The organism is Cuspidothrix issatschenkoi CHARLIE-1 (assembly GCF_002934005.1).
Classification (GTDB): domain Bacteria; phylum Cyanobacteriota; class Cyanobacteriia; order Cyanobacteriales; family Nostocaceae; genus Cuspidothrix; species Cuspidothrix issatschenkoi.
The window spans coordinates 1-23,371 of the sequence record NZ_PGEM01000011.1; the positions used below are offsets into that span (position 1 = coordinate 1).

Annotated in this window: 17 protein-coding genes and 2 pseudogenes; 8 read left to right on the forward strand and 11 right to left on the reverse strand. The window is 38.8% G+C overall.

Annotation, left to right across the window (positions count from 1 at the left end; translation table 11 throughout):
- Window positions 1–15: 15 nt before the first annotated feature.
- The 4 genes from CUN59_RS01575 to deoC form a co-directional block, all read right to left on the reverse strand.
- Window positions 16–1,164, reverse strand: coding sequence for a glycosyltransferase family 4 protein (locus CUN59_RS01575; protein WP_104386191.1), 1,149 nt, complete (start codon window positions 1,162–1,164; stop codon window positions 16–18).
- A 308-nt stretch (window positions 1,165–1,472) separates the two neighbouring features.
- The gene (locus CUN59_RS01580; protein ID WP_438501797.1) at window positions 1,473–3,083 is read right to left on the reverse strand and encodes an MFS transporter; all 1,611 of its coding nucleotides are present in this window, start codon (window positions 3,081–3,083) and stop codon (window positions 1,473–1,475) included.
- A complete protein-coding gene (gene recO / locus CUN59_RS01585; RefSeq protein WP_104386193.1) occupies window positions 3,067–3,996 on the reverse strand; it encodes a DNA repair protein RecO in 930 nt (309 codons plus the stop codon). The genes CUN59_RS01580 and recO overlap by 17 nt, the downstream gene beginning before the upstream one ends.
- 395 nt (window positions 3,997–4,391) lie before the next feature.
- Window positions 4,392–5,078, reverse strand: a complete 687-nt coding sequence (deoC, locus tag CUN59_RS01590; RefSeq protein ID WP_104386194.1) for a deoxyribose-phosphate aldolase — start codon at window positions 5,076–5,078, stop codon at window positions 4,392–4,394.
- A 278-nt stretch (window positions 5,079–5,356) separates the two neighbouring features.
- Here deoC and CUN59_RS01595 point away from each other — a divergent pair, with 278 nt between their 5' ends.
- Window positions 5,357–6,922, forward strand: coding sequence for a serine hydrolase (locus tag CUN59_RS01595; RefSeq protein WP_104386195.1), 1,566 nt, complete (start codon window positions 5,357–5,359; stop codon window positions 6,920–6,922).
- Between the two features lie 156 nt (window positions 6,923–7,078).
- Here the strand turns inward: CUN59_RS01595 and CUN59_RS22560 are convergent.
- Window positions 7,079–7,204: pseudogene (locus CUN59_RS22560) on the reverse strand (IS982 family transposase); the annotation flags it as partial.
- Window positions 7,205–7,276: 72 nt separating this feature from the next.
- Between CUN59_RS22560 and CUN59_RS01605 the strand changes: the two are divergent.
- From CUN59_RS01605 to CUN59_RS01615, 3 genes are all read left to right on the forward strand, one after another.
- On the forward strand, window positions 7,277–8,371 hold the full coding sequence (locus CUN59_RS01605) for an AI-2E family transporter (protein WP_104386196.1): 1,095 nt from the start codon (window positions 7,277–7,279) through the stop codon (window positions 8,369–8,371).
- Between the two features lie 122 nt (window positions 8,372–8,493).
- Entirely contained in the window at window positions 8,494–9,282 is a 789-nt protein-coding gene (locus CUN59_RS01610; protein ID WP_104386197.1) for a segregation/condensation protein A, read from the forward strand.
- A gap of 154 nt (window positions 9,283–9,436) precedes the next feature.
- On the forward strand, window positions 9,437–10,606 hold the full coding sequence (locus CUN59_RS01615) for a nucleotidyltransferase family protein (protein ID WP_104386198.1): 1,170 nt from the start codon (window positions 9,437–9,439) through the stop codon (window positions 10,604–10,606).
- Window positions 10,607–10,668: 62 nt separating this feature from the next.
- Here the strand turns inward: CUN59_RS01615 and speA are convergent, their stop codons facing one another.
- Window positions 10,669–12,681, reverse strand: coding sequence for a biosynthetic arginine decarboxylase (speA, locus tag CUN59_RS01620; RefSeq protein WP_104386199.1), 2,013 nt, complete (start codon window positions 12,679–12,681; stop codon window positions 10,669–10,671).
- A 266-nt stretch (window positions 12,682–12,947) separates the two neighbouring features.
- Here speA and ndk point away from each other — a divergent pair, with 266 nt between their 5' ends.
- The gene (gene ndk / locus CUN59_RS01625) at window positions 12,948–13,397 is read left to right on the forward strand and encodes a nucleoside-diphosphate kinase (RefSeq protein WP_104386206.1); all 450 of its coding nucleotides are present in this window, start codon (window positions 12,948–12,950) and stop codon (window positions 13,395–13,397) included.
- Between the two features lie 55 nt (window positions 13,398–13,452).
- Here the strand turns inward: ndk and CUN59_RS01630 are convergent, their stop codons facing one another.
- The gene (locus tag CUN59_RS01630) at window positions 13,453–14,175 is read right to left on the reverse strand and encodes a TerC family protein (protein ID WP_104386200.1); all 723 of its coding nucleotides are present in this window, start codon (window positions 14,173–14,175) and stop codon (window positions 13,453–13,455) included.
- 764 nt (window positions 14,176–14,939) lie between these two features.
- Between CUN59_RS01630 and CUN59_RS01635 the strand changes: the two genes are divergently transcribed.
- Complete coding sequence (locus CUN59_RS01635) at window positions 14,940–15,134, forward strand: DUF2811 domain-containing protein (RefSeq protein ID WP_104386201.1); 195 nt, start codon at window positions 14,940–14,942, stop codon at window positions 15,132–15,134.
- Between the two features lie 114 nt (window positions 15,135–15,248).
- Here the strand turns inward: CUN59_RS01635 and CUN59_RS01640 are convergent, their stop codons facing one another.
- Window positions 15,249–15,947 (reverse strand): response regulator transcription factor, encoded by a 699-nt coding sequence (locus CUN59_RS01640; RefSeq protein WP_104386207.1) that lies wholly within the window; start codon window positions 15,945–15,947, stop codon window positions 15,249–15,251.
- Window positions 15,948–16,976: 1,029 nt separating this feature from the next.
- On the opposite strand from CUN59_RS01640, the gene CUN59_RS01645 reads away from it, so the two are divergent.
- Complete coding sequence (locus CUN59_RS01645; RefSeq protein ID WP_104386202.1) at window positions 16,977–17,600, forward strand: CPP1-like family protein; 624 nt, start codon at window positions 16,977–16,979, stop codon at window positions 17,598–17,600.
- Between the two features lie 42 nt (window positions 17,601–17,642).
- Here the strand turns inward: CUN59_RS01645 and CUN59_RS01650 are convergent, their stop codons facing one another.
- The gene (locus CUN59_RS01650) at window positions 17,643–18,323 is read right to left on the reverse strand and encodes an HAD family hydrolase (RefSeq protein WP_104386203.1); all 681 of its coding nucleotides are present in this window, start codon (window positions 18,321–18,323) and stop codon (window positions 17,643–17,645) included.
- 62 nt (window positions 18,324–18,385) lie between these two features.
- Window positions 18,386–21,412: an exonuclease subunit SbcC gene (gene sbcC / locus CUN59_RS01655; protein ID WP_104386204.1), complete on the reverse strand. Its 3,027-nt coding sequence runs from the start codon at window positions 21,410–21,412 to the stop codon at window positions 18,386–18,388.
- 603 nt (window positions 21,413–22,015) lie between these two features.
- Here sbcC and CUN59_RS01660 point away from each other — a divergent pair.
- The gene (locus CUN59_RS01660) at window positions 22,016–22,459 is read left to right on the forward strand and encodes a response regulator (RefSeq protein ID WP_104386205.1); all 444 of its coding nucleotides are present in this window, start codon (window positions 22,016–22,018) and stop codon (window positions 22,457–22,459) included.
- A gap of 78 nt (window positions 22,460–22,537) precedes the next feature.
- On the opposite strand, the pseudogene CUN59_RS01665 reads toward CUN59_RS01660, so the two are convergent.
- A pseudogene (locus tag CUN59_RS01665) lies at window positions 22,538–23,317 on the reverse strand (sensor histidine kinase); the annotation flags it as partial.
- Between the last annotated feature and the right edge of the window lie 54 nt (window positions 23,318–23,371).

Sequence of the window (23,371 nt, forward strand, 5' to 3'; positions counted from 1 at the left end):
TCAGTGTGTGGTAGTTCACACCCCCCAACTTAATGTTAAAGGCCGCTGGGCGAGAACTTGAGTATAAAGTTCTTCTAGTTGGGTGATATTATCATTCAGGGTATAGCGTTCTAATACGCGCTTTCTGGCTTTTTGTCCTAATAATGTTGTTAACTCTGGATGATCTTGGAATAGTGGTAACAGGGTTCTGAGTTGCGATCGCACACCGTTAGTGCTAATTACTACACCTGCACCTTTTTCTAAAACTTCTCCATCTGCACCAACATCAGTACCCAGACAAGCTAAACCGCAGGACATAGCCTCTAACAAAGATAGTGATAAACCTTCTACCAAAGAAGGTAAAATAAATACATCCGCACCCCGCAAAATTTCAATGCGGCGATCTTCATCAGCGATAAATCCTAACCAGATGATTCCATACTCTCGTCCGTAAAATGACTCTAGGGAAGGTTTTAATGGCCCATCACCCACAATTAATAATTTAGTATCAGATCCCATGTCTGATTGCTTCCAAGCCCGCAAAAGAGATTCAACGTTTTTCTCTGGGGCAATTCTGCCTTGATAAACAAATAAACGTTCAGCCCCAAATTCGGCTTTGACTTGAGAAACACCGGGAGAATATTTAACGGTATCTACACCATTGGGAATAACAGCTATTTTGTGTTCTCCCACACCCATACTTGATAGCAATTCGCGCTGAATTTGGGAAAAGATAATCACCCGATCATAATGATCTAAAAAAGGCGCGTAGAGTTGATAAGCTAATAATTGGGTACTAGAGATTAATTTTGCGCCCTTACCTGCAAATGGAGTGTGGAAAGTGGCAATGAGGGGCAAATTTAATTCTTCACAAATTTCTGGTAAAACAAAGTCTAAAGTTGAAAGAGTCAAAGAAGCGTGAACTATATCAGGCTTAATTTCCCGTAGCGAATCTTTCAAAACCTTAGTAGCTTTAAAAGAGGGAATTGTGTAAACTTGGGACTTGTAAATAAACGGTAAAGGAACTTCTTGACAATTAGGCCAGTTATCTGTTGTTGTTTCCTCTTGGGCAAAATGGAGAAAACTAACCTCATGTCCTCTGTCTAACAATCCGTTGGTAATTTCTCGACTGTAGGTGACGTTACCGCAAAAGGGTGTTTTTTTTCCAATCCAAGCTATACGCATTCTTTGATTATCTATAAAAAAACCGAGTGAAAACTATACTGTATTTATTATGCAGTTGTGATAGATGTAGCAGGAGGCAGATGGCAGGAGGCAAAACACTATTAGTGTTTGACTTTAGGTTTTCATTTTATGCCTCATTGACTTACAATCTGCTATAAATAGCTTTATTTATGATGCTAATCGAGTTATGAATTGTTCAATATCATCACAACTTAATTTGCTGATTATTTAGTTGTTTACTAGCAAGTATTTGACCTCTTGCTGGATTAAGTTTAGCATAAAACCCGATAGTTTGATGCAGTGGTTGATTATTTGCTCTCCGACGATTCACCAGAATTATACCAAGTAAATAAACTGCCGACTAAAACAATTGCCGCTAAGGTTAAAAATACTGCTTTTAAGCCGATAAAAGTTTCTGCTACACCAGCTAAAGCTAAAGGTAAAGACAGGGCAATATTAATGACATTATTTTGCAATCCAAATACTTTACCTCGCATAGCGGCGGGGGTTTCGGTTTGAATTGCGGTTTGCATGGGGATACCCACAAAAGCACCAAATACTCCCATTAAGGCTATAAATAATAGGACTGCCCAAAGTTGGGTGGTGAAGACTGATAAGCCAATTAAAGATGTTGCCATGCCCAGACAACCCCAAAGACTGAGTTGTTTATAGGAAAAGCGCTGGCCAAATTGACCCAGAATGGCTGCCCCACCTGCTACACCTAAGCCAGCAGATGCTAATAAAAAGCCGAATTGGGAAGCTTTCATGTTGGGAATAATTTCTGCCATGCGAACTGCCAAGACAGTTAGGGCGGCAAAGACAGAAAATAAGATAATTAGTTGTAGTAAAGCATTACGAACACGATGATTTTCTTGAAGATAATTTAAGCCATCGCGCAAGTCTGAGAACACATGGGGAAATTCTGTTTCTGGAGGGTGAGGTTTTTCACTAGTTTTTAGGAGAGATAATATTAATCCAGCGATCGCATAACTACCACCGACCAAAATTTCCTTTCCTAGACCACCACTACCCCCTAATTTTACCCAGAGATTATCTGCTAATGCTAACACTGGTTCACCCACAGCAAAACCGACAATTACCGAAGCCATCATTGTGGTTGTATAGAGGGAATTAGCTGATAATAAATCCTTTTCTTTGACAACTAAAGGAATTGCTGACTGTTCTGCTGGGGCGAAAAATTGAGTCAAGGTAGAAACTAAAAAAGTCACACCTAAAATAATTAAAAATCCCACAGGTAAAACACCCACATTCCGCCAACTGTGAGTTAACCATAATAGGGGAGGAATCACTAATACCAAAATTCCCCGCCAAATATTTGATGCTACCAAAACAACTTTTTTTGACCAACGATCCACAAATACTCCCGCCACAGAACCAAACAATATGGCAGGAATAGTAAAGGCCATCATTAAAGCTGAAACCCAGCCACTAATACTTTGATCACTAGCTTGAAATTGGCTATTGATCAAAGCAATCATCAATACTAAATAAACTTTATCAGCTAATTGACAGAAAACCTGACCTGCCCAAAGAGCCAAAAAATTGGGATTCTTTAATACAGGTAAAAAACCTTCCTGGTGTTGTGTATCAACCCCATCCGGTGGATGAGTTTCTGTTGATAGCAGACTATCTTCCGCTTGACTAATTTTACCATTGGTTTCTGTAATTTTTAATGCTTCTTCAGATTTTTTGGCTGATGGTTGAGGGATATCAGTCAAGGGAATTTCTGATTTGTAACTTTCATCGTGAGAAATATCCTGTGATGACATTTCTAGGCTATGAATAGGAGTAAGTTTAGGTCGAGAAGCACTATTATTATCTAATGTTCTCTGCTTTTTTTGAGCGTCATTCGGTGAGAAAGTCCGGCCTTTTCTATCTAAATCAGACGATTGCATCATGGTTGGCGGCAAAATAGGAGTCAATCAAAGTAGCGGAGCGAATAGGTTGTCCCAAATGATACTGAGTATACTGTCGCAAAGTTTGCTCAACAGATAGCCAGCCAGAATCGGCGACCATATCTATTTGTATTATCTCTGTTTTGGACAGATGTTGAAGCATAACCAGTTCTTTCCCATTCAAACGACGGGAAATTATTGGTAAATCTGGCTGATGAAAAACGGTTTCATAGCTAGGATGGGGGTTTGGGTTTTGAGAAGGGGAAACAGTTCTGTTTGTTTTTTCCTTTATGTCTCTATTGTCCCATTTTCCTTGCCCTATTTCTTTTCGCAGTTTTTTCCAGGCATCCAAGCAAATTATCCCTCCAGCCGGAATGCTAAATCCCACTTCCCAATAGGGATTTGTCCAGTCTGGAGTTAATAGGCGTTGACTTAAACAGCAAAATTCTAGTTCCGGGGTCAGTCCAGCTAAGGATAAAAGTTGAAATATGCCATGGACTAGCTGGGGTAGCACAGATTCGATCTCGGTTTTGGGAATAGCTTCTAGACTCTGAAAACTTTCAGCCAATACTTGATAAAGTTCTGGTTGGGGTTGATCACTTAAAGCTTGGCACAAGACTATTTCCGCTAAATATTGACTAGCAGCCAGTTTCGCCAGGTTTTGGGATAATTTAGGGTAAGTTTTTATAGTTTCGGCTTGAGTAATTCTATTGAGATTTCGCCCTTGGGCAATGAGTAATTCATTGATGACAAAAATCCCCATTCTCCCGCCTAAACTGGAGTTTTGTTTGCGAACTCCTGGAGCGATCGCTCGAATCAATCCCAACTCTGGAGTTAAGATTGTTACTATCTTATCAGATTCACTTAGAGGTTGAGTTTTGAGATTAATGCCAGTTACTTTGTAGGTTTTACTCATGTTTAGTCAGTGGTCACGCGATTTTGGATTGACCAAATTTTTTTAATTTAGGACTTACGGAACTGGCACATTGGTAGGGTCTGGTTCGGCAAGCTCACCAACCAGGTCAGATATCAAAAATCTGTTTATTTACATGATTTATGCAGTATGAAGCACCCTATAACGGATTTTTTTGTGTGACAATTGGGTAAGTGCTGTTAATCTAAAATCTAAAATTCCCAGTCAGTTCTCAGTGGCAAAATACAGCAGTTTGCGAAGGTATGAGGTACACATTTTGCGGGCAAGACTTGTACTGAGCTTGTCGTTCGCGTAGCCTGGCGTTAGCCATAGTATGCCCACACCACAAAAGTTTAATTATGGTTGTACCTCATTTGAATCTGATAATGAGGAAATGACTACTCACTGTTTTCTTTGTCTGGGTTATGGCGTTGACGGAGTAAATCTACACCGCGAGATGTACCTAATCTAGTCGCACCAGCAACAATTAAATCTATGGCATCCTGGTGAGTACGAATACCTCCTGATGCTTTGATACCGACCCGATCCTTTGCTATTTCTTTTAACAGCTTAACATCTGCTACTGTTGCACCACCATTCCAACCTGTGCTGGTTTTCAAGAATGTTGCACCTGCATCCATGGCGATTTCGGCGGCCATTTTTTTCTCCGCATCTGTGAGCAAACTGGTTTCTAAAATTACCTTTACAGACTGTCCAGTTTCTTCACAAATAGGGGCAATATCCCCGTAAACTGCTTCTGTTTCCCCTGCTTTCAACCATCCGATGTTTATGACTACATCTAACTCAGTAGCCCCATTTTCTACTGCTTCCTTAGCTTCATATAGCTTTACGGCTGAGGTTGTCGCCCCATTGGGAAAACCAATGACTGTACAAACGTGAGGCTTTTTGTGATGCAGCAGTTCTGCTACTTGCTTCACATAACAGGGATTCACGCAAACTGCTGCAAAGTTAAATCTATACGCTTGTTCGCACCACTGACTGATCTGCTCTGGGGTAGCAATTGGTAATAGCAGAGAGTGATCAATAAATGGCGCAATATCAATGTTTGCATAGTCTGCTGCCATCATTTGTGTTTCTAGCGGAAAATTTATTAAAGAAAAATTAAGACATTTACTATATATTAAACCACATACAGCAGAATTGCTCGACTTACTCCAGAACTCTCTGAAAGGGAGTTCAACTAAATCCTGAATAAATTGGGTTATTATATACGCAGTCATTACTCTAAATAAATTAAATATAGCGTAAACTGACTACGGCGATACTACTTAGTCCTCACAGATCAAGTTAGTATAACGATGCATCAATTAATAATCTGGGTCGAGGGTGAGAAAAAACAACTATGTCAGAATCAAGTGGCAAACTCATACCTATATCACGGAGGCAACCTGCACAGCGTCGCCGACGTAAACGTCCTGTCTCCAAGACAGCACAGAAAAAAGTAATTGATCAACAGCCAGTTTCTAGCCCAAGAGAAACGGCAACAATAACTCAGATTAAAAATAATAATATCAGTCCTGCTCCTGTTGGGTCTGGTGGGCTAAGACCAGCATCACGGGTAATCATGCCTCCAGGGGTGAAACCTCTTACCGCAGTCAGGAAAAATACTCAAATTTCGCCACCAGGAAATGTGAGACTAAAAACGGTACGCATAGAAAAGCCGAAAATAGAAAGAAGAGCAGCATCCCGGAAAACCAGGTTAAAACCCATCGCCAGAACCATGTTATATGCTGTTCGATTGTTGATTGTCGGTGTCGGTATTGGTGCGATAGTTGGTACGTTTTTATCAGTCCTCGACCCTGCTAATCGCATTAGCTATGTTGGTTCTACTTCTCAAGCTCCAGCCCCTCAAGAAGTATCTGAAACCCCGAATACAAGCTTATACTTATCCCAAGAAATCACACCTTTAAAAAATAGTTTGCAAACTCTTAGTACATCTAACTCTACTTTGACGGCAGGGATATTTTTATTAGACTTAGATAATGGTAGCTATGTAGATATTAATGGGAATACTAGTTTTGCTGCTGCTAGTACGATTAAGATTCCAATTTTAATTGCTTTTTTCGAGGATGTTGATGCAGGTAAAATCCGCCTAGATGAAAAGTTAACCCTGGAAAAAGAAATGATTGCTGGAGGTTCGGGAAATGTACAGTATCAACCCCCAGGAACTAAATACACGGCTATTGATATGGCCACAAAGATGATTACTATTAGTGACAACACAGCCACTAATATGATCATTGCTAAATTGGGGGGTCGAGAGTCAGTAAATGCGCGTTTTCGCAGTTGGGGATTGACAACAACAATGATTCGTAATTCTTTGCCAGATTTAGAAGGGACTAATACCACCAGTCCGAAAGAATTGGCAAATTTAATCTTGATGGTGAATCAAGGTAATGTTGTTAGTATGCGATCGCGTGATTTAATACTCAATATTATGGGTCGCACCCAGAGAGATAATCTTTTACCTGCTGGGTTAGGAAAAGGCGCAAATGCTTATCACAAAACAGGTGATATTGGCACAATGTTAGGAGATGTAGGTTTGGTAGATGTTCCAACTGGTAAGCGCTATATCGCCGCTATTATGGTTCAACGTCCTAATAATGATCCGCTTGCGGAAAAATTAATAAATTCTATTTCTAGCACTGCTTACCAGCATTTTAGTGAAGCTAAAGTTACACCGGGCAATCCTAGTAATAATCAACCAGTTAACCAACCAATCAATCAACCAGTTAATCAACCAATTCCTAATTATCCAGCACCTATGCCTCCCTTGATGCAGCCACCTATTACACCACCATTAATGAATCCAACTAATCCAAATATGCCAAATGGGATGATTAATAATATACCTCTAGGGAGTTATCCAACACCTGTGGTAACTCCACAATATTATCAACCACAATAGTTCAATAGTTAACCCAAGTTCCCGATAATAAAATAGTGGATGGGATGTAGAGCTTCAATTGGGAAGCAAGGCATCAAAAACTAACTGTGGCTGTGTAGAAGCAACCTTCAAGAATACTAAGATTTATTGTATAAAATTCATCTATTAAATAAATGCTTACTGGAGAGTGAAGGCAAAAACAAATCCTTGCACTTGCAGTAAAAACCCTTGATATGTGACGGCATGAATAGATTTGGGGAAATTACTCGTAATAGTACTAAACACGGTTTCAGTGTAATGACGCAGTATGGATAACACCATCTCAAATCATTCCTTTCCTGCCTCTGAAGCCCTCCTGCTTATACATTAAATCAGATGCGCTCCTTTGCTTCCTTACAAACTCTCTTAATTTATGGACTCAGTGGACCAATTATCGCCCTCAATATCTGGCTACTGTCTTTATTATTTCGTTTTTTCCAAAATCCCATTACTATCCTCAGTATTGCGGCAATTTTAGCCTTTTTACTTAATTACCCAGTTAAATTATTTGAGAAAATCAGAATTAATCGCACCCAAGCAGTAATCATCGTTCTAATATTTACTTTAACTTTATTTATTGTTTTAGGTGTTACTCTCTTACCAATGTTAATAGACCAGACCATTCAGCTTTTAAATAAAATTCCGGACTGGTTAGCGACTAGTCAAGCCAATTTGGATCATTTAGAAAGTATAGCAAAGCAGCGACGATTATCTATAGATTTAAAACTTATCACAAACCAAATCAATGCAAATATTCAGAATTTAGTCCAACAAATAGCTTCCGGGGCAGTAGGATTTGCCGGTACACTATTATCAGGATTACTAAATGTCATATTGGTAATAGTTCTCGCCTTTTATATGCTCATATATGGCGATCGCGTTTGGACTGGACTGATCAATCTCCTACCATCCAACATTGGTATTCCCTTTAGCAAATCCTTACAGTTAAATTTCCAAAACTTTTTTCTTAGCCAACTACTACTAGCACTGTTTACAATCCTATCCCTAACACCAATATTTTTATTTCTCAGAGTCCCCTTTGCCTTATTATTTTCCATTATCATCGGTATTTCTGGACTTATTCCCGTAGTTGGTGCAACTCTGGGAATTGGTCTGGTAACTTTATTGATATTAATCCAAAATTGGTGGTTAGCCTTCCCAGTCGCTACAATGGCAGTTATCATGCAACAAATTAAAGATAATCTCCTCGCACCAAAATTAATGGGTAATTTTATTGGACTCAACCCACTCTGGATTTTTATCGCCATTTTAATGGGATTTGAAATCGCCGGTTTATTAGGAACACTTGTGGCCGTACCAATTGCTGGAACTATCAAAGGTACATTCGATGCCATCACAACCAGTAACCATAGTGATTTTGTCTCCCATTTTCGGGGTAATCACGAGTCAGAAATAGCACAAGATGAATAAATAATTAATTGGTAATTGGTGACTGGTAATTGTCATTCCTTCTTTCTTCCTCCTAAACTCCTTTAAACTCCTTCGCCCCTGCCCCTGTGCCTCCTGACTCCTGAACTCCTAAACTTTTCACTATGAATGCAACCGAATTATTAGAAACTATTACACAACTAATTTCCCAGGCAGAAAAAGGAGAAATTAACCCTTGGGACGTGCGCGTTATCGAAGTAGTTGATCATTACTTACAATTAATGTCTCCAGAAGCAACTATTAGAGGTTATGAAAGCGACTTATCTCAATCTGGACAGGCTTTTCTATCAGCATCAATGCTTGTATTATTTAAAGCTAACACATTAATGCAACTGTCAACAGTATATAATACCCAAGAAGAAGTCGTAGATAATACACTATTAGGCATTGAAAATGGATTATTGTATCCCGTCCATCGCTTGCAACTAGAACAACACCTGCGTCGTCGTCCGGCAGCCATGCCCCCACCAAAACGCCGCGTAACTTTACAAGAGTTAATAGATCAGTTGCAAATAATGGCCACCCAGTTAAAACTGGTACAAACCGAAAAGAAATCTAAGCGAATCAAGGGTCAGTCCAGTGTGCAAACTATGCGGGAAGCCCTAGAGTTAGCACACCAAGAAAACTTAACGGAGGTCGCGTCAGAACTAGAACAGGTGTTACATCGTGCTACCCAAGACCAAAATTTAGAGGAACAATGTTGGAATCTCGAACAACTGATAGATTTGTGGATACAGACTAAAAAACCAGATAAAGATAGCTCTCACCACGAATCAAAACAGGGTACTTTAGTCAGCGTATTTTGGGCGTTACTATTGCTCTCCGCCCAATCTAAAGTTGAGCTATTTCAACAAGAATTTTACCAGGAAATTCAAATTCGCTTACCTGTGTAGGTGTCTGGGGAGAAGAGGGGCAGCGGTTCGGCTAACTGCTTGCGATGCCCTGAGCTAGTGAAAGGGTCGAAGTAAGGCGAGGTGCTGCTTCGTGCCTCTTACCAATTAAATTCAAAAGTCAACTGGCTTGTTTTTAAGGAAAAATTTTTGAACTATGAAAGCAATGATTCTAGCTGCGGGAAAGGGTACACGTATCCGTCCTATAACGTATACAATTCCTAAACCCATGATTCCGATCCTGCAAAAGCCAGTGATGGAATTTTTATTAGAGTTATTACGTCAACATGGCTTTACCGAAATTATGGTCAATGTTAGCCATTTAGCGGAAGAAATAGAAAGTTATTTCCGTGATGGTCAACGCTTTGGCGTGCAGATTGCCTATTCTTTTGAAGGTAAAATTGATGATGATGGTAAACTCGTGGGCGAAGCCATTGGTTCGGCTGGAGGTATGCGGCGGATTCAAGACTTCTCACCGTTTTTTGATGATACCTTTGTAGTATTGTGTGGTGATGCTTTAATTGATTTAGATTTAAGTGCGGCGGTTAAGTGGCATAAATCCAAAGGTTCAATAGCAACCATCATCACTAAATCAGTTCCCAGAGAAGAAGTCTCTAGCTACGGTGTAGTGGTTACTGACGACGATAACCGCATTCAAGCCTTCCAAGAAAAACCAACTGTTGCAGAAGCTCTTAGCACTAATATCAATACAGGTATTTATATTTTTGAACCTGAAGTGTTTAAATATATACCCTCTGGAGTGGAATATGATATTGGTAGCCAATTATTTCCCCAATTGGTAGCGGATAATGCGCCTTTCTATGCCATTCCTATGGATTTTGAATGGGTAGATATCGGTAAAGTTCCAGATTACTGGCGGGCAATTCGGGGTGTTCTCTCAGGAGAAATCAAAAATGTGCAAATCCCTGGTCATGAAGTTGCTCCTGGTATTTTTACTGGTTTAAATGTATCCGTTAACTGGGATAAAGTTGATATCACTGGACCTGTTTATATTGGAGGGATGACCAAAATTGAAGATGGGGCGAAAATTATTGGCCCAGCAATGATCGGTCCTAATTGCTGGATTTGTAGTGGGGCAACTGTAGATAACAGTGTAATTTTTGAATGGTCGCGTTTAGCTCCAGGAGTCCGCTTAGTAGATAAGCTGGTGTTTGGGCGTTATTGTGTAGATAAAACAGGAGCGGCCATTGATGTCCAAGCTGCGGCTTTAGATTGGCTGATTACAGATGCACGTCAAACTCCACCTTTAGAAACGCCCTTAGAACATAGAGCGATCGCTGAATTGCTAGGAACAAATTCAATTTAGTTAATGGGTAATGGGTAATGGGTAATAAGTTATTATCAATTACCAATTACCAATTACCAAACCTAACTTTTCAAGTAAGTATACCTTTGTAAACTTTGCTCGTAAGTTTGTAGTAGTCTCTGAGATTCTGCCAGGGTGATGTGCTGTTCTTCTAAAGCCCGTTCACAACGTTGACGAATGTTTTCTACCATGTCTTCAGCGTCATACTGGACATAGCTAACTACTTCACTCATGGTGTCGCCTTTGACAACGTGTTCAATTTGATAACCTTTGGGAGTTAAATTGATGTGAACGGCATTAGTATCACCAAAGAGATTATGTAAATTACCCATAATTTCCTGGTACGCTCCATTCAGGAACATTCCTAGATAATAGGGTTTTCCTGGCTCAAATTTGTGCAGTTCTAATACTGATTTCACATCCCGCAAGTCTATAAAGCGGTCTATTTTCCCATCACTATCACAGGTTAAGTCCGCTAAAATTCCTCTGCGGGTTGGTTCTTCATCCAGACGATGGATAGGCATGATTGGAAATAGTTGATCTATAGCCCAACAATCCGGTGCTGATTGAAACACTGACAGATTGATATAGTAAATGGAAGCCATGATTTTTTCTAGGTCTTCCAACTCATCAGGTACGTATTCTTCCTGACGGATGATAGTTAAAACTTTTTGACAACAAGCCCAGTAAAGGCGTTCGGCTTTAGCGCGTTCATTGAGGCGTAAAATTCCTAAATTGAAACGACTGATGGCTTCTTCTTTGAATTGAGCCGCATCGTGATAAAACTCTTGGTAATTTTCTTTGTTGATGGATTGGTAGGTTTCCCAGAGGTATTTAATGATTGGGGATTCTCCATCTTGGTGAGGAGAAGGAGGATCAAGGGGGACATCACTGGTGCTAAGAACATCAAAGATTAAAACCGATTGGTGGGAAGAAATCGCTCGACCACTTTCACTAATTAATGTAGGTACGGGAATATGCCTTTCATCACAGGTATCTTTTAACTCTGCTACGATGTCGTTAGCATAGTTTTGCATATTGTAGTTTTTTGAGGTGTAGAAGTTGGTTTGAGAGCCGTCGTAATCTACACCCAAACCACCACCAACGTCTAAATATTTCATATCTGCCCCTAACATTGCCAACTCCACATAAATGCGGCTGGCTTCTTGGATGGCATCTTTAATGACATTGATAGCAGAAATTTGAGAACCAATGTGAAAGTGTAATAATTGCAAAGAGTCGAGTAAGTTAGCTGCACCTAATTTTTCCACAGCTTCCATAATTTCGGGAATGGTCAGGCCAAATTTAGCGCGATCGCCTGTAGAAGTTCCCCAACGTCCCATCCCTTGGGTACTTAATTTTGCTCTGACTCCCAAAATGGGTTTAATTCCCAATTGACGACTAGCGGCGATCGCTAAATCTATCTCTTCAATTTGCTCTAGAACGATAATTGCTGTTTGTCCGAGTTTTTGGGATAACATCGCTGTTTCGATGTATTCCTGGTCTTTGTAGCCATTGCAAATTAACAATGCTCCTGGTGTATCCAGCAGTGCCAAGGCAATCATTAATTCTGGCTTAGAACCTGCTTCTAAACCGAATTGATGGGGTTTACCAAATCTGACTAAATCTTCAATTAAGTGCCTTTGCTGATTGCACTTGACGGGAAATACCCCCCGATACACACCAGGATAGTTATAGCGAGCGATCGCTTTGGCAAAACAGGCGTTTAATCGCTCAATTCGATCTTCCAAAATATCGGAAAACCGAATTAACATCGGTAAACCTAAATTTCGTTGCTGTAGAGCGTTGACTAACTCGAACAAGTCTAATGACCCCCCGCGTTCACCCTTGGGTGAAACAGTCACATGACCAGCCGCATTAATCGAAAAATAAGGCTTACCCCAACCTTCAATCCGGTATAGGTCTTCACTGTTCTCAATTTTCCAAGGAAGAGAAATATCTGCCGCACTTTTACTAGGTGCTAACATTTGTTTCTGTTTTTGGCTTCTCAATTCAGCTTTATGTCCATTAGATGGAACTTTTACAATTTCATCAGCAGTTGACTCAGCACCCATTTCTGACCTCTGTGTTTCGCCCACGAAATAACAATTTAACAAACATAGTCTGGTAAAGGATATACGACTAACAATAATTTCTGATTAAGGGTCTTTGCTTATACCATTTCAGGAACAGCGCCATCCAAATCATTGCTTTTTAATTATTGCCTCTTCATCTAGTTATCCGTATTTCTGGGGAAAAATTCCTAAGACCACTAGACAAAAGACATCAAGACAACTGACAATTAACCCATCGAAATTTGATTATGTTTTTGGAGACAGACTTGGAACGCACATTTTTAGCAATCAAGCCTGACGGTGTACAGCGCGGCTTGGTGGGTGAAATTATTCGCCGATTTGAAACTAAAGGCTTTACTCTTGTTGGCTTGAAGTTTATGAAAGTCAGTAAGGAATTAGCTGAACAACATTATGATGTTCACCGTGAAAGACCTTTTTTCACTGGTTTAGTTGAATTCATTATTTCTAGCCCTGTGGTAGCAATGGTTTGGGAAGGTGAAGGTGTTGTTGCAGCAGCTAGAAAGATTATTGGGGCAACTAACCCCCTAACATCAGAACCAGGAACAATTCGCGGCGATTTTGGTATTAATGTTGGTCGTAACCTTATTCACGGTTCTGATGCTCAAGAAACCGCCCAAAGAGAAATTGCTCTCTGGTTTAAAGATGAAGAGTTAGTTGCTTGGCAATCTCATTCAAAAGCTTGGTTGAGTGAGTAATTAAGCAGAGGAGCAGAGGAGAAGGGAAAAAAATTCTCTTGCCTCTTCCCTTTGTTCACTTTGTGACTTGAGTTTTTTCCCGTTCTTCTGGGACTAATTCCACTACAGTTCGTTTAGAAAAGCCCCAGGCTAGAATAATACCAATAGCAGTAACTACAAGCCATTCTGGTGGAACTAAATCATTGTTGATGACTTTTAGCAATAGACGTAAACCTACAAAAGCTACAGTGATGTAACCTGCGTCTGCTAAATTTTCATATTCATCTAACCAACGGATAAATAATCCGGCCATAAATCGTAAGGTAAAAATACCAATGGTTGTACCAGTAATGACCAACCATGTTTCTTGAGAAACGGCGATTGCTGTGGTGACGCTATCTAAGGAAAAGGCTAAATCAGTAAAGGCAATTACTGGTATCGCTTGCCATAGAGAACTAAAGCGTGGTCCGTGATGATGATTGTCTGCGTCTTCTTCAGAACTAAAATGTTGGAATACTAGCCATAGAAGATAGCCAGCACCCAATAGTTCAAATTGCCAAAATTGCTGTACCCAAGTTGCTGTTAACAATAGGGTAATTCTTAATACATAAGCAACAACTAAACCTATGTTTAAAGCTTGACCTTCTAATTTTTTATCTTCTAGTCCTTGGGCGATCGCAGCGAGGGCGATGGCATTGTCAGCGGATAACACTGCCTCTAAAAAGACTAAGATTAATAGGACTATAGAGGCTTCAATGCTGAAATGTAAGTTGAGGTAATCAAATATTTGGTCTAACATTCCCAGTTCTCAGACAAAAATTCAGACTTTGCAAGATTAGAGACTTTTATTGTAGAAATTACAATAAATCACTACTTTCTTTTATCTTAACTTGCCTTTAGTCTACTCTGAACCAGCAAATTACCTGAGTATGAACGTTGATTTGTATACTAAAAATTAAATGTTTTTATTGATAGTAGCATATTAGCATTTTATTCACTTGATATGTCAGGAAATCTTGATATTTTTGTAATTCTTATTATTAACTTTCCTTTTCCTCATATATTCCACAGGATTTCCACAGGTAATTTGCCAGTTTTCCACAGATAGTCTGCGAGCTAATCGGATGTTGCTGATTTCTTGGGGATTGTTAATTTTTAATTACTGATGATGGAATAACGGAGTTTGTATTAAGTTATGTAAAAAAAACATAGTCTTAAGGCTGATTCATTCGTGAAGATTTATTTGTAACTCCTAATTTTTAACATTTCGCAGCATTGACAAATCCACCCCTTGTGAGCGCAAAATGATGAGTCTTAAGTTTTATTTTGTTCAGGTTTATGAAAGCAGCAGGCAAGAACCAAGGGGCAAGAGTAACAACCTTGTCATTTTGTGGTTAAGGATTTTCAGAATATCTTCACCTCCTTGTCCATCCCTGTATATCTGAACCTTGTTTTCTAGTTGATTTTAAGTTCCCTAACCCTGCTTTATTTGCAGAGTATGACTTAGGCTTGAGTAAAAATGAACACCAGTAACTCCTCGTGATTGACTTACAGGAAAATTTTATGAACGCAACAGTGCCTATCTTTACCGAAATTCCCGAAACACTAAAAGAATCTCTCAATAGCTATTTAGAAAACCATCCTGATTGGGATCAGAACCGAGTATTAACCGCAGCTTTATCACTATTTTTGCTCCAAAACGGCGAGAGTGATCGCCGGGCGGCTCGTATCTACTTAGAAACTTTATTTCACCAATAATCAATAGGGAATAGGTAAAAGGCAAAAGAGGGACTTATACCCAATTTGGCATGGCAGAATGGCTTTTCTCTTCAGTCAAGTTTTGCCTCTTGCCTTTGTGCCTTTTGCCTTTCTCTAGGGAGAGTTAGGAGATTCAAACTTATACCCTACGCCACGGATGGTCTGAATTAATGTTGCCTGACTAGGATCAATCTCTATTTTCTTGCGGATTTGTCCGATATGGACATCTACAACCCTTTGATCTCCAACATATTCATAGTCCCAAACTTCTTGTATCAGTTCGGATCGTCCCCAAACCCGGCCAGGATGACTAGCTAAAAAATGCAATAGGTCAAATTCCAAAGCCGTTAAAGGAATTAGTTCATTATCAAGTAATACTTCCCGTCTCACCGGATCAATTGTCAGCTTATCAAAGATGAGGCGTTGCTGTTCTACATTGGTAACAACCTGCTGCCGCCTCAAAATTGCCGCTACTCTGACCTCTAATTCTCCCAAGCCAAATGGTTTGGTGAGATAGTCATCAGCACCCTTAGAAAAACCACGAATTTTATCAGCTTCATCTGTTCTGCTAGTCAAAAGTAATACAAATACGCCACTACGACTTTGCATTTCTTGACAGAGATTAAAGCCGATTACGTCTGGTAAATTAACATCCAGAATTACCAAGTCAGGGTTAAATTTTTCAAATATACTCAGAGCAGTCTTACCATCTTCAGCCGACTCTACTTGATAATTTTGTTTGAGCAAAAAGCGTTGGATTAGATTCCGAACCGCAGGATCGTCGTCAACTACAAGAATTTTGGCAGCAGCCATGGCCATTATTTTGTACAAAAATATTAGGACTAATCAACTTGATTGCCTAAGAACGCAGTCTTATGTTTCTACTGTGGCAGTAATTCAAAATTTACATTCCAGAGAGATAATGATCCTGATTATTTCCATAAACTGTAATTTTTATTATGGATTGTATAAAAGTAAATGTGCTGATGATCGGCTTTGTCATGGATTGATGCCATTTTCTTGTGAATTGTAAATTACTGTTAAAGCATTCTTGTTAAATAATATACTTTTTGTTTTACAAGTATAGCAGGAGTCAGGAAGCAGGGGAGAATGTTATTCTTATTCTTTTTCTTACCAATTCAACTACTAATTCACTATCACCTGTCACTGTGGGGTAGCACCCGTCACCTCTTCCCTAGCCGCTAAATTTTAAATTAATTTAATTAACAAACTCAAATTACTACTCTGGTTACAGGATAAAATAAGTTAAGATGTATAATATAGATAGTTACTTATCTATTTATGCTCTTTTGCTCTATAACTTGTAAAAAAATTCTTTGTTTGTTAATGGTTAAGCCTTAAATACGGATTTAGTTTTGTGATAAAAATTTACACAAACTATTGCTATAATCAAGTCCCAGGAGTTGATCACTAAAACTCAATTCATTAGGTTCTTCGTTATCCGGTTCTGCAAGCTTTGTGTATAATTATTAGACATAGGAGTGAAAATTATCCTAGGGACAATTCATGAATTGTCTCTACCAAGGTTTGGTGGTTATGCAAATTTAATTACCTCCAGATGTCTATTGAGCGTGTTTCAAGGAAAGCAACTTACCTCTGTGGACAAAAACCGATTCTAGAGCCGCTTTAGCTGGCCTCTTGAATGTGGCTGAAGGAAAGCAGGAAAATGCCAAATCTATTTAATTTAGTCCTCCGTTGACGGTTAAGTAGACAAGTATATGTTTCTCCTTGTAGATTTTTTTCACTGAATATAAAATCTAAAATTGTTTTTTTGCAAAATACCTACATTGTCGCTGACTGAATCTGAAGTAATAACCTCCCATGAGTGATCAAAATCCCTACGAAAAACTTGGGGTATCAGAAGACGCAAGTTTCGATGAAATTCAGGATGCTCGTAATCGCCTGTTAGAACAACATGGTGCTGAGGGCAATAGCCAGGAAGTTATTGAAGCTGCTTATGATGCGATTTTAATGGAGCGTCTACGGATGCGCCAAGAAGGTAAAATCAAAGTCCCTGAGCGCATCAGATTTCCAGAAATCCGAGTTCAATCTTCTACCCAAGCCAGTCCAAACCTGAATCGCCAGAGTCCTGAATGGTTACAGAGAAGTTTAGATCAGCCAATCTTGACAGATGTGCTAGTACCAGCAGCTTGGTATGTGGGCTTAAGTGCAATTAGTCTGTTTTATCCAGGTGGGAGCGAGCAAGTATTACAACTGGCATTAGTTCTTGGAGTGGGTATTGGTGTTTATTTTCTCAATCGCAAGGAAGGAAAGTTTGGTCGAGCAGTTTTATTTACACTCGTTAGTTTAATTGTTGGTTTAATAGTTGGTGGTTTAATTGCTGGCTGGGTATTACCATTACCATTGATCAATGTGACAGCAAATCAGTTTTCCACGCTGTTAACTTTTATATTGATGTGGTTGGTAAGTAGCTTTTTGCGTTAGATAATGGGTAATTGGTTGATGGCCGATTACCCATTCTCGTGATTACTGATTGAGGATAAAATCTACAGCAGTTTTTAAATCTGGCAGAATCAGATCCGGTTGATAGGATTCTAGTTGGTGGCGATCGCGGATACCAGATTCAACTCCAATAATTTTAATATTATGTTTTTTGGCAGCAGTAATATCGGCTTCTGTGTCTCCTATCATCCAAGTATCCGCAGCAGGAGGGAGTTCTGCCAAGGCTCTAGCCATTAATAAAGGTTTATCTTCGACATCCCGGGTTTTTACATAGTCGTTACTGAGGCAATAACGGCGATTTTCTGGGAAAAACTTCCCTAAATCATATTGATTGAAAGCATAATCCAGTTCTCGCACCCGTCGCATCGTCATTACTGCTAAATCAACCCCAGCAGCTTGAACTTTGCTGAGTGCATTTAGTGCAGTCGGTACAAGGACATCATACTGGAAATAAGGCAGAGTATGAACTGTTTGTTTACGGATTTGGGAAAATTCTTGCCCTTGCTGTTGATCTAAACCTGATTTTAAGGCAATTTGGATTTCGGGAGTGTGCGATCGCTTGAGTTGCCAAAATTCGGCTTTAGAAAGTTCTGTAATTGTTTGTTCAGGATATCGGGTTTTCTCTAGACATAACTGATAAACACGGTAGTACCGTTCCGAAACATCCATAATTGGCCCGTCAAAGTCAGTAATTAATCTCAGCATCAGCAAATAAGATATAGATGATATAGATCCCGGACTTCTTTAAGAAGTCCGGGATCTGGGTATTACATCAACAATTGTAACTGTGAACCTTGCTGATTTTTACTCACTTCTATTCTGGCTTGGAAAGCTTCTTTGAGATGGGGCATATGGGTGACAGTGAGGATACAGGCAAAATCAGCAGATATAGCGTTAATTGCCGCAATTAGGCGATCGCATCCTTCCCCGTCTTGAGTCCCAAAACCTTCATCTACTACTAATAACTGTAAAGCTGCTCCTGCCCTTTGTGCCAATAATTTTGCTAAGGCCAAACGAATGGCAAAGTTAATTCTAAAAGCTTCCCCTCCCGAATAAGTCTCATAGGATCGCGTTCCCCTAGCATCAGCAATTAAAATATCTAAAGTATCTATTAATTTAGCATTTTTCTTGCTAGATTTACCACTTCTGCCCGCTTTTTGAGTAACAAATTGGACGTGAAATTGATTTGCACTTAACCGAGAAAGTAATTGATTAGCTTCTGCTTCTAGTTGGGGTAAAACATTTTCAATCATTAAAGCTTGAATGCCATTTTTACCAAAAGCTTGGGCTAATTCTTGATAAACACGCTGTTGTTGTTTGCAGATTTGTAATTGTTCTTTTTCCTGCTCATATTGATTTTGTAAAGTTTCCAATTGGTGAGCCATTTGTTTTAATTGCCCCAAGTGGGAAATTTTATCATCTAATTCCCGTCTGCGGTTTGCTAACTGCTGTTCTAAGGCATTAATTTGCACTGTTGGATTATCACTAGCAGTTAATTGTTTAACAATATCCTCAATTTGTTGAGCTAATATTGCTTTCTCTTGGGTGATTTTTTGCCATGAATTTTCTAAATCTTGGCATTTATTTCTTAATTGGGGATATTGTTCTTGTGCTGATAATAATTGTTGATGACGTAACTGCCAATTTTGACCTTTACGTACACCTTGACGCAGGTAATTATGTTGTTCATAACTATAGCCAATTGTGGTAATTTGTGCATCTAAAGCAGCAATTTCTTTAGCACAATCAGAATCTGTTTGACCTTGTTGAATTTGGGTTTGTAATTGAGTAATTATTGCCAATAGTTCTGGTTTTCTAACTGTTAATTTTTTCTGCCTTTTAATTGCGTCTTTAATTTCCCCTTGTTTAATTTCTGCCCAACGAAGCTTATCTACCTCACTACGAGCAAGGGCGTGGTCTTGTTCACTATAATTAAGTTGTTGAATATATTGATCTAATTGCTGAATTTCCGCTTGTTTTTCCGGTGCATAATCACCATTTGCTAAAGAACGTTCTAAATGTAGTTTTTCCGCAGTAATTTGTAGTAATTGGGCTTGAATATCGCTGTTAGCTTGTAATTGGGCGGCTAATTTGCCTTTTTGTTCGCGTAAGGTATCATAACCTGATAACATTTGGGAGATTTCCCGATATTCCTGTCTGAGTACCTGAATTTCCCGATCTGAAACCGCCATTTGTTCTCGCACTACCCAAAATTGTCCTTGGGTATCTTGATATTGTAATTGAGTTTTTTCTACAACTCGACTCCAATGATGTTCGTCTAAATGACGTTCACATAAAGGACAAGTTGCATCAGGATTTTGTAGCATTTGCAATTTTTGTTCTAGTTCTCCCAACAATATTTCATAGTCTCGTTGGTGAGCTTGCAAACGTTCAATAAAGTGTCGTCTTTCCTGACCTTTTTCTTGGACTCTTTGCAGATAAACGCGCTTTTTTTCCAATTCTTCAATTTGCGTTCCTACCTCCATCACAGCTTGTTGTAGTTGGGGTTGACGACGATGTTGATTTTGCAATTGATTTTCTATGGCTTGCATTTGTTCCAATCGTGCCACTAAACTAGCATGAGCGCGGTCTAATTGACTTTGCAAACTTGCCCTTTGTTGCAATAATGGCGTGACTTGCATTTGTAATTGATCTAAATTGACCAAATGCTCACGGGCTTGATTTAATTTTAATAACCCTGCTTCGATATCTCCAGATTTACTCAAAGTTTGGGCAATTTCTTGTTCTTGTTGTTCTAAAGCTGCTAATTGAGCTTCTGTTTGTTGTAATTGGCGCTCTAATTCTTGATTTTGTTTATATAACTGTTGTTGTTTTTGTTGTTTTAAATTGGTAGCTTGGGTATATTGTTCAAATTTAGCCGCAAAAATTTCTTCTTGGGATTGCAGATTTTGATATTGGGCATAACCGGCTTGAATATCTGTTTGTTGATTGATAATCTTTTCTAAATCGGTTAATTGGGATTTTACGGCTAATTGTTCCTGTTGTAGGCGATCGCTATCTTGACTTAAATTATCATAACGTTGCCGGACAAAATTTAATTGTTGTTCCCAATTTTGCCTTTGATGTTGGATAACTTGCAAACTTTGTAATTGAATATTTTCAAAAGCTTGTATTTGTTGCAAATCATTCAGTTGCGCTTCTAACTCTGCGCGTTGGTTTTCCGTTGCTTCCCGTTGCTGAAGTTGAATTTTGATATTTTCTAAAGAACGTTCTAAATCTTCACCTCGAAGTTTATAAAGTTTAGAGCTATCCTTTGCCCGTTCTTCTAATTCATCATATTGATTTAATTTTAACAACTCCGCTAGAATTTCCTTGCGTTCAGCAGGACGTTTGAGCATAAATTCATCGGCTTTACCTTGGCGTAAGTAAGCCGAATTAATAAACGTGTCATAATCTAGCTTGATATGTTCGAGAATTATATCCTGAGTGGCTTTTAAACCCTTACCAGTCAAAGCACGAAACCCAGTGGGAGTTTCAATTTGAAATTCTAAAATGCTAGTTCCACCCCTTACCCGGTTGCGAATTACCCGATAGGTTTGCTGGCCACTTTGAAAAGTGAAATCAACCCGGACTTCTTTTGCTCCAGCATGAATGATATCATCTTCAACAGTCGCCCGGCTTTCACCCCACATCACCCAAGTGATAGCTTCTAGGAGAGAAGATTTTCCTGCACCATTAGAACCACAAATACAGGCCGTATGCAAGCCGCTAAAATCTAAAGCTGCATCACGGTAACTCAGAAAGTTTTTGATAATAAGTTGGACTGGGATCATTTAGGCTATAGTGCCACATTTACAATTTTGATAAGTTAACAGTACAGATGCACTTTTTGTTAGTTTAGCTATCTAATAAGCAGGTTTCTAGTCTTTAAGACATCAATTTTACAAAAATTTACAATAAGAAGCGGATTTTTTACCAATGTAAAACGAAAGGATTGTCAAAATTGTATTTATTGATACGATAAATAATAAGTATGTAAAAATATAATCAGACTTAACCCTATGGACTTTGACAAAAAAGCCCTCAGTGAATGCCACATTTGTACTAAATACATTACTCCTGCCACAGTGCAAACAGCAGGATAGGATTTAAGTAATCAACTACTTATTTTCCCAAATGTTAACATTCCCCTGAATAAAAAAAACAAAAATAACCACTGTTTGTGAGAGAAGTAGGGGGTTTGAATTTGTTGCTTTTTGTAAATAAATTTATTGAGAATTTTGCATATAATCAAAATATATCTGGTAAAAGTATTAAAACAGGGTTTTACTTTCCTGTTGCAATTGGTGAGGAGTAAAACCAATTATCACTTACATATTGGTCTAATTTTGGGCTGATAAAGGTGACTACTCCCTATTAACTACTCTGGAGACGAGATGTATTTAGCACATTCATTCATGAGTGATAAAACAAGGCAAAAACCTCAACAACCTTTGATTTTAGTGATAGAAGATAATAATGATAGTTTACTGTTAATGAGTTATACATTAGATTTGCTGGGTTGTTACTCTATTTGTCATAATGAAAGCTCAAAAACGGTATTACTAGCCAAGAAATATCAACCGGATTTAATTTTATTGGATATTTTTTTACCAGGTATGAATGGGTTAGATGTTATTCAATATCTTAAACAAGAATCTTCAACTTGTCATATACCTGTGGTAGCTGTGACTGTTTTAACAGGGAATGAGGAGAAAAAATGTATTCTTGAAGCTGGTTTTGATGATTATATTTGTAAACCTTATATGATTGAAGAATTTGAAGCAATTATCCGGCGTTTCTTAGGTAAAAAATTTGATCAGCTATGTTCGATTTTCTAAGTCTAGTGGGGTAGGGGTATGCAGTTGAATGAGATTCAAGATTTACCTAAAAAACTATACTCCACAAGACTTTAAAATCTATTCCCTGTTATATGCTGAGTTGATTTTGGGGAGTTGAATTTGGAAGATACTACCTTGACCTGGTGTTGATGAAACTGTGATTGTCCCTCCATGTGCTTCAACAATGCGTTGGGAAAGGTGTAATCCTAAACCACTACCGGATTTTTTATTTCTACCTGGACGAAATCTTTCAAAAATTGTTGCTTGATCTTCGGACGCAATACCATAACCGGTATCTTCAACTTCAATTATGACTCTATCGGTGTGATTTGTGGGAGATGAGGTTTCTAAAATGCGGATGGTGATATTGCCAGTATCAGTAAATTTAATGGCATTACCGATTAAGTTATGGAATACTCTTCGTAGTTCTAAGGGATCACCGTTAACAATTCTTTCTTGATTTTCTGTGGGGATGTCTAATATGAGAATGAGGTTTTTCTCTTGTACTAAGGGAGTTAATTCACTGACTACTTCAGTAGCAATGGTGGTCAAGTTACAGGGTAGATAGTTAAGGGTTTTTTTACCAGCTTCAAAGCGATAAACTTCTAGTAAAGTATTCACCATTTCCAGGAGATTTTGATTACTGCGAATCATCACCTTAAGTGCTTGTTTCATTTCTGGAGAAACCTGACAAAAGACTTCTTGCAAAAATAAATTTAGCATTCGATCCGCAGCTACTAGGGGAGTACGTAAATCATGGGTGAGACGAGAAACAAAGTCTTCTCTCTGTTGACTCATTTTTTGCTGTTCGTCAATGCTGTGCTTTAATCTCAACAGCGATCGCACTCTTGCTAATAGACCTGTCCGAAAATTTAAAAAGCAGTCTGTGTCTGGCTTTGAAGATGTTCATGT

What these genes read in the sequence shown, in the direction of transcription:
- CUN59_RS01575 (WP_104386191.1), bottom strand. Translation starts at nt 1,164, where the DNA reads ATGCGTATAGCTTGGATTGGAAAAAAAACACCCTTTTGCGGTAACGTC.
- CUN59_RS01580 (WP_438501797.1), bottom strand. Translation starts at nt 3,083, where the DNA reads ATGATGCAATCGTCTGATTTAGATAGAAAAGGCCGGACTTTCTCACCG.
- recO (WP_104386193.1), bottom strand. Translation starts at nt 3,996, where the DNA reads ATGAGTAAAACCTACAAAGTAACTGGCATTAATCTCAAAACTCAACCT.
- deoC (WP_104386194.1), bottom strand. Translation starts at nt 5,078, where the DNA reads ATGGCAGCAGACTATGCAAACATTGATATTGCGCCATTTATTGATCAC.
- CUN59_RS01595 (WP_104386195.1), top strand. Translation starts at nt 5,357, where the DNA reads ATGTCAGAATCAAGTGGCAAACTCATACCTATATCACGGAGGCAACCT.
- CUN59_RS01605 (WP_104386196.1), top strand. Translation starts at nt 7,277, where the DNA reads ATGCGCTCCTTTGCTTCCTTACAAACTCTCTTAATTTATGGACTCAGT.
- CUN59_RS01610 (WP_104386197.1), top strand. Translation starts at nt 8,494, where the DNA reads ATGAATGCAACCGAATTATTAGAAACTATTACACAACTAATTTCCCAG.
- CUN59_RS01615 (WP_104386198.1), top strand. Translation starts at nt 9,437, where the DNA reads ATGAAAGCAATGATTCTAGCTGCGGGAAAGGGTACACGTATCCGTCCT.
- speA (WP_104386199.1), bottom strand. Translation starts at nt 12,681, where the DNA reads ATGGGTGCTGAGTCAACTGCTGATGAAATTGTAAAAGTTCCATCTAAT.
- CUN59_RS01630 (WP_104386200.1), bottom strand. Translation starts at nt 14,175, where the DNA reads ATGTTAGACCAAATATTTGATTACCTCAACTTACATTTCAGCATTGAA.
- CUN59_RS01635 (WP_104386201.1), top strand. Translation starts at nt 14,940, where the DNA reads ATGAACGCAACAGTGCCTATCTTTACCGAAATTCCCGAAACACTAAAA.
- CUN59_RS01640 (WP_104386207.1), bottom strand. Translation starts at nt 15,947, where the DNA reads ATGGCTGCTGCCAAAATTCTTGTAGTTGACGACGATCCTGCGGTTCGG.
- CUN59_RS01645 (WP_104386202.1), top strand. Translation starts at nt 16,977, where the DNA reads ATGAGTGATCAAAATCCCTACGAAAAACTTGGGGTATCAGAAGACGCA.
- CUN59_RS01650 (WP_104386203.1), bottom strand. Translation starts at nt 18,323, where the DNA reads ATGCTGAGATTAATTACTGACTTTGACGGGCCAATTATGGATGTTTCG.
- sbcC (WP_104386204.1), bottom strand. Translation starts at nt 21,412, where the DNA reads ATGATCCCAGTCCAACTTATTATCAAAAACTTTCTGAGTTACCGTGAT.
- CUN59_RS01660 (WP_104386205.1), top strand. Translation starts at nt 22,016, where the DNA reads ATGTATTTAGCACATTCATTCATGAGTGATAAAACAAGGCAAAAACCT.